The organism is Nostoc sp., assembly GCF_041747015.1.
In the GTDB taxonomy this organism is placed as follows: domain Bacteria; phylum Cyanobacteriota; class Cyanobacteriia; order Cyanobacteriales; family Nostocaceae; genus Nostoc.
Genome location: NZ_JBGTFY010000353.1, coordinates 21,037 through 29,952 on the forward strand (window position 1 = coordinate 21,037; position 8,916 = coordinate 29,952).

General features: G+C 42.0%; 9 protein-coding genes and 2 pseudogenes. 2 read left to right on the forward strand and 9 right to left on the reverse strand.

Annotation, left to right across the window (positions count from 1 at the left end):
• Positions 1-47 precede the first annotated feature (47 nt).
• Both ACEW80_RS28335 and ACEW80_RS28340 read right to left on the reverse strand, forming a co-directional pair.
• Positions 48-569 carry a photosystem I assembly protein Ycf3 gene (locus ACEW80_RS28335; RefSeq protein ID WP_373529801.1) on the reverse strand — a complete coding sequence of 174 codons (522 nt, stop codon included), beginning with the start codon at positions 567-569 and terminating at the stop codon, positions 48-50.
• Between the two features lie 121 nt (positions 570-690).
• Entirely contained in the window at positions 691-1,392 is a 702-nt protein-coding gene (locus ACEW80_RS28340; RefSeq protein WP_373529802.1) for an SOS response-associated peptidase, read from the reverse strand.
• 197 nt (positions 1,393-1,589) lie between these two features.
• Between ACEW80_RS28340 and ACEW80_RS28345 the strand changes: the two genes are divergently transcribed.
• Positions 1,590-2,201: a glutathione S-transferase family protein gene (locus ACEW80_RS28345; RefSeq protein WP_373529803.1), complete on the forward strand. Its 612-nt coding sequence runs from the start codon at positions 1,590-1,592 to the stop codon at positions 2,199-2,201.
• A 124-nt stretch (positions 2,202-2,325) separates the two neighbouring features.
• Here ACEW80_RS28345 and ACEW80_RS28350 read toward each other — a convergent pair whose 3' ends face one another.
• The 5 genes and pseudogenes from ACEW80_RS28350 to ACEW80_RS28370 form a co-directional block, all read right to left on the reverse strand.
• A complete protein-coding gene (locus ACEW80_RS28350; protein WP_373529804.1) occupies positions 2,326-2,553 on the reverse strand; it encodes a DUF167 domain-containing protein in 228 nt (75 codons plus the stop codon).
• On the reverse strand, positions 2,531-2,947 hold the full coding sequence (locus tag ACEW80_RS28355) for a DUF2809 domain-containing protein (protein ID WP_373529805.1): 417 nt from the start codon (positions 2,945-2,947) through the stop codon (positions 2,531-2,533). Before ACEW80_RS28355 ends, ACEW80_RS28350 begins: the two co-directional genes overlap by 23 nt.
• Positions 2,948-3,195: 248 nt before the next feature.
• The gene (locus tag ACEW80_RS28360) at positions 3,196-3,747 is read right to left on the reverse strand and encodes a DUF2231 domain-containing protein (RefSeq protein ID WP_373529806.1); all 552 of its coding nucleotides are present in this window, start codon (positions 3,745-3,747) and stop codon (positions 3,196-3,198) included.
• 80 nt (positions 3,748-3,827) lie between these two features.
• Positions 3,828-4,043: pseudogene (locus ACEW80_RS28365) on the reverse strand (DUF2993 domain-containing protein); the annotation flags it as partial.
• A 260-nt stretch (positions 4,044-4,303) separates the two neighbouring features.
• A pseudogene (locus ACEW80_RS28370) lies at positions 4,304-6,571 on the reverse strand (HEAT repeat domain-containing protein); the annotation flags it as partial.
• A gap of 212 nt (positions 6,572-6,783) precedes the next feature.
• On the opposite strand from ACEW80_RS28370, the gene ACEW80_RS28375 reads away from it, so the two are divergent.
• Positions 6,784-7,248, forward strand: coding sequence for a DUF4351 domain-containing protein (locus ACEW80_RS28375; protein ID WP_373529807.1), 465 nt, complete (start codon positions 6,784-6,786; stop codon positions 7,246-7,248).
• Between the two features lie 165 nt (positions 7,249-7,413).
• Here ACEW80_RS28375 and ACEW80_RS28380 read toward each other — a convergent pair whose 3' ends face one another.
• Complete coding sequence (locus ACEW80_RS28380; RefSeq protein ID WP_373529808.1) at positions 7,414-7,752, reverse strand: hypothetical protein; 339 nt, start codon at positions 7,750-7,752, stop codon at positions 7,414-7,416.
• Between the two features lie 446 nt (positions 7,753-8,198).
• Entirely contained in the window at positions 8,199-8,669 is a 471-nt protein-coding gene (locus ACEW80_RS28385) for a Uma2 family endonuclease (RefSeq protein WP_373529809.1), read from the reverse strand.
• Positions 8,670-8,916 lie beyond the last annotated feature (247 nt).

Sequence of the window (8,916 nt, forward strand, 5' to 3'; positions counted from 1 at the left end):
AGTTATGAGTTAGGAGTTAATGATTCATAATTCATAACTCCTCGTTTTTAGAAGAATACGTCAATTTGCGATCGCCCAGTGGTTTTTAACCAGTTTTGGGCTTCGATATAATTATTGGGAGCCATCCGAATAGCTCGAACCCAGTAGTCTGCGGCTTGGTCAAACAGTGCCTCGCCACCGTCGTGATCGCCAGCTTCTTTGGCCTTTTCGCCTTGGTAGTGATAAATTACGGCGATGTTGTTCAAGCCTTGGGGTAGGCGTGGGTTTAACTCAACTGCTTGGTGATACAGTTCTAAAGCTTTGTGGTGGTCGCCGTTGCTGGCATAGATTAGCCCCATATTATAGAGAATATAGCCGCGATCGTTGGTGTCTTCCTCTAGTGTTAGAGCTTCTTCATAGCAATCCAATGCTTCAGCATATTCCCCATCTGCTTGGGCTGACATACCATCTCGATAATAAACAAACGCTTCTTTGGCTTTTTTGTTGGCTGGTAGGATCTTCAAGATAATATCCGCCATCACAGTAAAGGATTTGTCAATAAAATTATCGTTTTTTTGCGTTCTTGGCATATTTGTTTCTGAATATTAAGTATTGGGCATTGGGCATTGGGCATTGGGCATTGGGCATTGGGCATTGGGCATTGGGCATTGGTTACTCCCATTCTCCCCAATCCTTTAGTACACTCAATAGCTAATTTAACTGATTTGCGGGGGCATTCTTCTCACTGAGGGGCATGATGCATTCCGAACTATTGTGCCGAGAGTTGTTTACTAGGGTGCTAACTGCATAGGCAGTCATTGCTGGCGCTGGATAGGGACGCAATAGTTGTTGTAGGGTTTGGGGCGTTTGCACTTGGGAATCTAGCCATAAATCGTAATCTTGCGGCTCTAGAATCACTGGCATCCGCTCGTGGATAGGTTGGAGTAATTCATTGGCTGCCGTTGTCAAAATTGTACAAGAGATTATCTCCTCGTTAGCAGGCGATCGCCATCTCTCCCACAAACCGGCAAAGGCGAAGGGTTGCCCATCTTGAAGACGAAAATAAAACGGCTGCTTCTTACCTTGTTGCCCTTGCCACTCATAAAAGCCATCAGCTAGCACTAAACAGCGTCGATGCTTAAAAGCTGACCGAAAAGCCGGTTTTTCGGCAACAGTTTCTGCCCTAGCGTTAATCAGTTTTACCCCCATCCCTGCATCTTTTGCCCATGAGGGAATTAACCCCCAATGTAACTGCTTAAATTCCCGCTTTCCGCCTTCGGGATTTTGTAACACTGTTGCCACCATTTGCGTAGGTGCGATGTTATATTCGGCTGCTAAATCTGGAACTTCTTGAACATGGAAAACTTGAGCTAAAGCTGCTGCTGACTGGTTTAGAGTAAATCTTCCACACATACTGTTATTCTCAACTACTAACTAAACTAAACATCTCAATTTAGAAACAAACAATACTTTTTTTATTTTTTCGGATGATTTTGTGTAGTACTCAGAAGGTAAATATAAAAAAAATATCCGGTTTTTAAGAAAATCTTTTGGTAAAATATTGTACTTTGAACTTTCACTTATCAACATATTACTAACTGTATTTTAACATGGAACTAATGCGTCTGTACGATTTTTTACCTTCTGGCAATGGTTATAAGATACGTCTTTTATTGACACAACTAGGTATGCCTTTTGAGAGGGTAGAGCTTAACATCTTGAAAGGCGAGACACGAACACCAGAGTTTTTAAGTAAAAATCCCAATGGGAAGATACCCGTTCTGGAAATCGAGCCAGGTAAATACTTGGCAGAATCAAATGCCATCTTGGTGTATTTGAGTGAATGCACAGAATTTTTACCCTATGATCGCTTTTTACGAGCGCAAGTGCTGCAATGGTTATGTTTTGAACAGTATAGCCATGAACCTTTTATTGCTACATCAAGATTTTGGATTTCTATTTTAGGTAAAACTGAAGAATATAGTGAAGCTATAAAACAAAAACGTGAACCTGGTTATGCAGCACTTAACTTGATGGAAAAACATTTAACTTCTCACATTTTTTTTGTGGGAGAACGTTACACGATTGCTGATATTGCCTTGTTCGCTTATACTCATGTAGCTAATGAAGGTGGGTTCGATTTAACCCAATTTCCGGCAATTCAAGCTTGGATAGAAAGAGTCAAAACTCAGCCAAGTTATATCAGTATTACACAAGCTTAAAAATTCGGCTTTGCGAGTTTCTGTCTCTCGTTTCTTGGCTCTGATAGGGGATCTATCAGGTGTGAGATAGTTTTACATTTAGGAAGAGGCAGAGTGTTCACAAGAAGGCATTACTAAGCAGCAACTACATATCTGTATCAATTTCTATTAGCTTTTGCCGAGAGGACAAACCTGATTTAATTTTGATATGAGATTTGGCTACATCAAATTTCTTTGCTAGTAGTTTAATTAACTCTTCATTAGCCTTACCATCAACTGGGGGCGATTTTAAATACATAGTCAGACTGCCATCAGATTGCTCTTCAATTTTTTGCTGTTTTGAATTAGGTTTAACCTTGACTTTTTTTTGCATAACCTATTTTCTGTAATTGTCGCAGCCACAACCAACCTAAAACACAACCCAATACATAATGAGGAAAATCCCACCAAACAAAGGTAGTGCCAAGTAACAATTTACCGATTAAGGTGGCGCGAATATCCTCTAATAGTGGTGGATGCCAAAGTTGCAAGAATTCCAGTATACAGGTGATGACAAAAACCCATATAGGAATTTGGATTACTGCTGACTGGCTTCTAAAAAACCAAAATGCGAACAGACACCAAAATATTTCGTAAAATACAGCTGCTCCATAGTCATTAAACCACTGATGGGCAGTCCCAGTGTAATACTTAAAGAAAAAGCCCATCGGTACAACGATGAGCAGAGAAAGAATAATAAATATTGTTTGGTTACGGTTTTGGCGCATTTTCTGAAAGCTTAGAGACTAAGCAGAATTTTAGCCTCTGCATAGTCGTTTCTCGATAATTCGTAATATTGAATGTTAACAAGAAAGAATTCAGGAGTCAGGAGTCAGAATGGGCTAAACCTTAGATATCCGCTAACAGAATTAAATTCTGTGCGACTTGTGGATAGAGCCGCGTCTCGTAAAGAGCGTCTTGATTCTGATTCCTGTATTCTGACTTCTGAATTCTTCTTCAATTACGAATTATTCCGTTATGGATATCTTCTACTACCAGCACCCACTACGCCGATTTTGTGGCGATAGGAGAGTTCAGCGCCGAACCAGCCAGAAAGGCTAGTCAGCGTACCAACAAGCACTGAGAGAACTAGTCCCCAAGGTAGTATTCGGGATTCAGCATCACCTAAGCGCAGGAGGAGGTTAACGAGTGTTAAAACTAGGAGAGAAACATTAAGTATCAAATGCGTCCAACCAGCGCTGCGCTTGCGGACTCGTTCAATTTTCAAAAAGTCGCTTAGTCCGATCGCTGCTGCGAGAAGTCCTCCACCTAATCCGAGTCCGATTAACCATAGGGAAGCCCTCGCCCAGAAGAAATCTTTTGTTAACCAGTAGCCGAAATCGCTTCCTAAGGCGGCGGCTAAAAATGCGATGGGAAAGATCACACTTAAGGGGTGTAGGGGATGTCCGGCGATCGCAACTGTACTCGGTACGCCGCTATCAAGATATTCACTGTCGTTACTTTCAATAAGTGGTGGGATATTTGGGAACGGTGTTGAAGTTGATTGTGTTGTTTCTGTACTTTCCATTATTAGTATCCTATTTTAATTAAGCAGAAGGAATTTGTTCAACATAAGCTTCAGCTTGCAGAGTTAATTTGCCTAGTTCTACTCATTTGCATTTCCAATTCCTCCATGCGAAGGTCTTTCTGCATTACTAAACCTTCACCTTTAATAGTGACTGCATCCACCTGTCCCTGAACCAGTTTAAGCGGGTCTGTTTTGATGTTTACATCTAAATTTTCTACTTCATCTAACTGGCTAGATAAACCTATTTCTGCCGCTTTATTTAGCGCCTGTTCTCCTAATCCAGGACTGTCTGGCATTATTAAATAATCCCTACTTTAGAACACCCCTGAGTTAATTTAATAAACTAGCGTCAGAAATTTATCTATCTGGCGATGGAGTAAAGATTTAAATGTTATCTATCTAAAAGTATAATTACAAAATTTATGATAAAAACTTTTGCTTTTCTACCTACAAATGTAAGATTAGTGCAATACTTTAACTGATACAAAAATGTAGTTAATAAGAAAGACTAGAACTCGTCTCCCCGTCCCTGTGTCAGTTAACTATCGACCTAGACCGGAATAATTGCACAAAGGTAGCCGACATAGCCCACACCTAAGATACGTCTTACCCAAGGGTTCCAGAAGAAGATAGCTTGGAGTTGGGAAAATTTGGGACAAGCGAAGATGAGGGCTAGCCAAAAAGCAGCATGAATCAAAATAGTAGTTCTGGCGTTAAAAAACCACTATCAACCCTTGAGGTTAACTATTACTGATTGCAACAAATCAACTTCCTTGTATCCAGCTTTTTTGAGATTGTTGTAGTGAGTTTCTAGGATGAGAATGTCTTGCGATCGCCAAGAGACTTTTTTCGCAACTACAGCAATTTGCTTTGCTAAGTCTTCTCGTAATCGTGCCAAATCTCGACTCGGTTCCCAGGCTTGGGCAAAGATTTTGAGAGTTTTATCACCTTGCTCATGACTCAATTGAGCAGGAATCGTTTTAGTGTCAGGAAAACCTAGCCATGTCAGCAGTGTTTTGACTTCATTAGTGCCGCCACCAAGGAAATATGTCAAAAATCGCCACTGTTCAAATTCTGATTTATTTGCGTAATAGATGCTATCCAGAATTACCACAACATTATTTAGGTCAAGTTGTTCTATCTTCTCCAATGCCTCTGCTGCCCCGTAACGAACATTTGGGTTAATGGTTTTATCCTTGAGGAAGTCGAGAATGTCTTTGACGTAGGGTTTGGAAACGTCTCCCAGATTCCCCAATGCCAACGCTGCACTTCTACGAACACTTGGGTCAACAGTTTTATCCTTGAGGATGTCAGCCATGTCTTTGACGTAGGGTTTGGCTGCCTCTCTCAGATTTACCAATGCCAACGCTGCAACGGAATGAACATTTGGGTCAACGGTTTTATCCTTGAGGAAGTCGATGATGTCTTTGGCATAGGGTTTAGTTGCCTCCCCCAGATTTACGAATCCCTCTGCTGCAATGTAACGAACAATTGAGTCAACAGTTTTATCTTTGAGGAAGTCAAGGATGTCTTTGACATAGGGTTTGGCTACCTCCCTCAGATCTGCCAAATCCCGAGCTGCATTGGAACGAACAATTGAGTCAACGGTTTCATCCTTGAGGAAGTCGAGGAGGCCTTTGACACCCTCCCCCAGATTTCCCAATGCCACTGCTGCACCGGAACGAACACTTGGGTCAACAGTTTTATCATTTAGGATGTCGGCGATATCTTTGACGTAGGGTTTGGCTACCTCCCCCAGTTTTCCCAATACATAAGCTGCACCGGAACGAATACTTGGGTCAATAGTTTTATCCTTGAGGAAGTCGAGGATGTCTTTGACGTAGGGTTTGGCAGCCTCCCCTAAATCTCCCAATGCCTCTGCTGCAACGTAACGAACTCTTGGGTCAATAGTTTTATCCTTGAGGATGTCGGCGATGTCTTTGACGTAGGGTTTGGCTACCTCCCCCAAATTTTTCAATGCCTCTGCTGCACCGGAACGAACACTTGGGTCAACAGTTTTATCCTTGATGATGTCAGTGATATCTTTGACGTAGGGTTTGGTTGCCTCCCCCAAATTTCCCAATGCATAAGCTGCACCGGAACGAACACTTGGGTCAACGGTTTTATCCTTGAGGATGTCGGCGATGTCTTTGACGTAGGGTTTGGCTACCTCCCCCAAATTTCCCAATGCATAAGCTGCACCGGAACGAGCACTTGGGTCAACGGTTTTATCCTTGAGGAAGTCGGCGATGTCTTTGACGTAGGGTTTGGCTACCTCCCCCAGATTTCCCAATGCCATTGCTGCACCGGAACGAACACTTGGGTCAATAGTTTTATCCTTGAGGATGTCAGCGATGTCTTTGACGTAGGGTTTGGCAGCCTCCCCTAAATCTCCCAAATTCCAAGCTGCAAGGTAACGAACACTTGGGTTAACAGTTTTATCCTTGAGGAAGTCAACAATGTCTTTGACGTAGGGCTTGGCTGCCTCCCCCAGATTTCCCAATGCCTCTGCTGCACTCTCACGAACACTTGGGTTAACAGTTTTATCCTTGAGGATGTTGAGAACTCTCTTTGCAATATCCTCTGGTTTGTGAACCACTGATTTTAAATCTCTTAGATTATATTCATTGAATTTTTGAAAAGCGAGTTGCTTTACTCCGTCATATCCATCATCCAAAGCAACAAAGATACCGTTAATTTGCCACGCTTCTTGAGGTGGTTCTTTCGCACTCACCCAAGGCAGGGCAAGGAGGAGTGTCAACAGCAGGGTAAAGAGAAAAAGGAAAAAGGGCGACGATCGCTTTTTAATTATGCGTAGATGCATTTGTATAATTCGTAATTTCTTTAGTAATAAAGGCTGTTTCTGCCCTTTCCTTGGTAGGGAAAGAGAAGGGAGTTAGGTTTTTACTAGTAAATCAGGAACCGCTACAGTTATGTTTTTACTGTCTGATAACTCAACTTAGCTAGAAATGGAATATTAATGTAAATAGTACAGGAATTTAAAAAGATACGCCCAGAGTATAATAATGAGCTTCCTTGTTATCATTAGCATCCTTGGCAGCAACCACGCAACCTGAAGTTTTGTTACAACAAGTTGTGGGAAAAGTTAATCAACTTGAGCCAAGACAACGACCCGAAATTTCCGCTTACACCCAAATCTTAGGGGGGTTAAAATACAATCAAGATTTGATTCGACAATTATTTCGGGAGGGTATGATGCGCGAGTCAGTGATTTATCAAGAAATTCTAAGAGAAGGGGAACAACGAGGAGAACTAAGAGGACGAAAAGCAGAAGGGCAATTGCTGATTCTCCGTCAACTGACTCGAAGGGTGGGAGAATTACCCCAAGAGGTGCTAGACCGTATTGAAACTCTCTCCTTAGAACAATTAGAAAATCTCGGTGAAGCATTGTTGGATTTTCAGGCGATGCCTATGGCGGTAAACTACGCGGATTTAGAAACCTGGTTTAGTAGATTAGACGTAGGAGTGAAAATGACGTAGTACAATTTATGAATTATGCCTACCAAGGATTTCGGGCAACGCATAATTAATTTCACTCCTATGTCTATTAGATGAATTTTTCCATTTGAGCCAATGTCTGATGGCGCTAGGGGAAAAAATAGTTTCAGAAGAACGAAAGCGAGTTGAGCTTGTCAAATCGCCACATTAAAGTTCAATTAACTTGAAGTTCCAAGGTTTGAGAGCCGCTAGAGCTATTTCTACATCTACACCTTCATAAGCTTCCCATTCCAACGGATGCTCTTTAGGGTGTCCGTCGCCGACATTACCCGCAACTTTGATGATCGGACAGTTGGCGATGCGATCGCGCTCTAACCCTTTTGGCAGTGCTAGTTGGATTTTGTGACCGACAAACTTTGCTGTACTTTCATTAGCTACAGATTCACGGATTAAACAAATATCACCAGCAGTCCCCCAAGTAGTTTGGTAAATGTGGAGGAACGATATATAGGTTTGTGGTTTGATGGCTCTTTTTAGAACTTGCATTATCTGTAATCCTTATACTATGGGGGAAAAATCATATAAGTATTTTCTATCACGTTCGTAGGCAAAAATGTTTTTAACTCACATTTTGCACCTAGCCCAGGCGATTATAAATCGTCTGGTGGAATATGTGAAGCTCAAAACACGATAATCGCCCACATACTAACTCCTAACCCAATATGGGTCGTTGAGCCTTTTAACTCGGAATACCGAGCTTTTTACTCGGATGTTGAGCCTTTGAACTCGGAATACCGAGCTTTTTACTCGGATGTTGAGCATCTGAACTCGGAAGTCCGAGCTTTTTACTCGGATGTTGAGCCTTTGAACTCGGAATACCGAGCTTTTTACTCGGAAGTTCAACCTTTTTGCTCGAACGTTGGAGTTCTGAGGTCGAAGTTTTGGGTTTTGAAATGTAACTGTCGAGTTCTGAGTGTAAAACTTGGCAATCCTCAATCCTCCTTTTGCTGAAACTGGCTTAATAACCAAGTTCCAACTTCAGATTGACTCATTTCACGACTACGGCGTAAAGCTTCTTCTAAAATAGACATCGCTAATCCAGGCAATACCTGTGATTCACGTATACGTCTACTGCCTTGATCTACGATCGCATAAGCAATGATTTGGGCATTTTGTACATCCACTACCCAATATTCAGCAACGCCTAACTCTTCATAGAGCGATCGCTTTGTACCCAAGTCATCCAGCAGAGATGTTTTAGCAATCTCAATCACCAAATCTGGCGCAGGATACCGATCAAGTTTGACAATTCCTGTACCTGCTGGCATCTCCAGTCTCATATATCCTTTGTAGTAGTAACTCTTTCCCTTCTCGTCGAGCAAGTTAGCGATCGCTTCCTCATACTCTTGCCAAGAAGCATAAATCCATGTATCTGTCGGTAACTGGGTCTGAGTTTCACTCATTGCCTAACCCTTCTGCCAGTAAGCTATATCTCTTGTAACTCAAATTCTAAACTTTCTGAGTTTGGATAATCAGGGTTGAAAGGCGATCGCTCCTGTAAAAAAACTAAACTCTATACTTTTGCAGAAATTGACCCAGAAATTAAATTCCTGAGCTAAGTATCAAAAAGTTGCAACTGGTGGTCTAGGCGGCTAAACGAAGAATTTGATCTAGCTCACGTGAGCGTGGCGTCAAGTCCCCTTCAGGAGC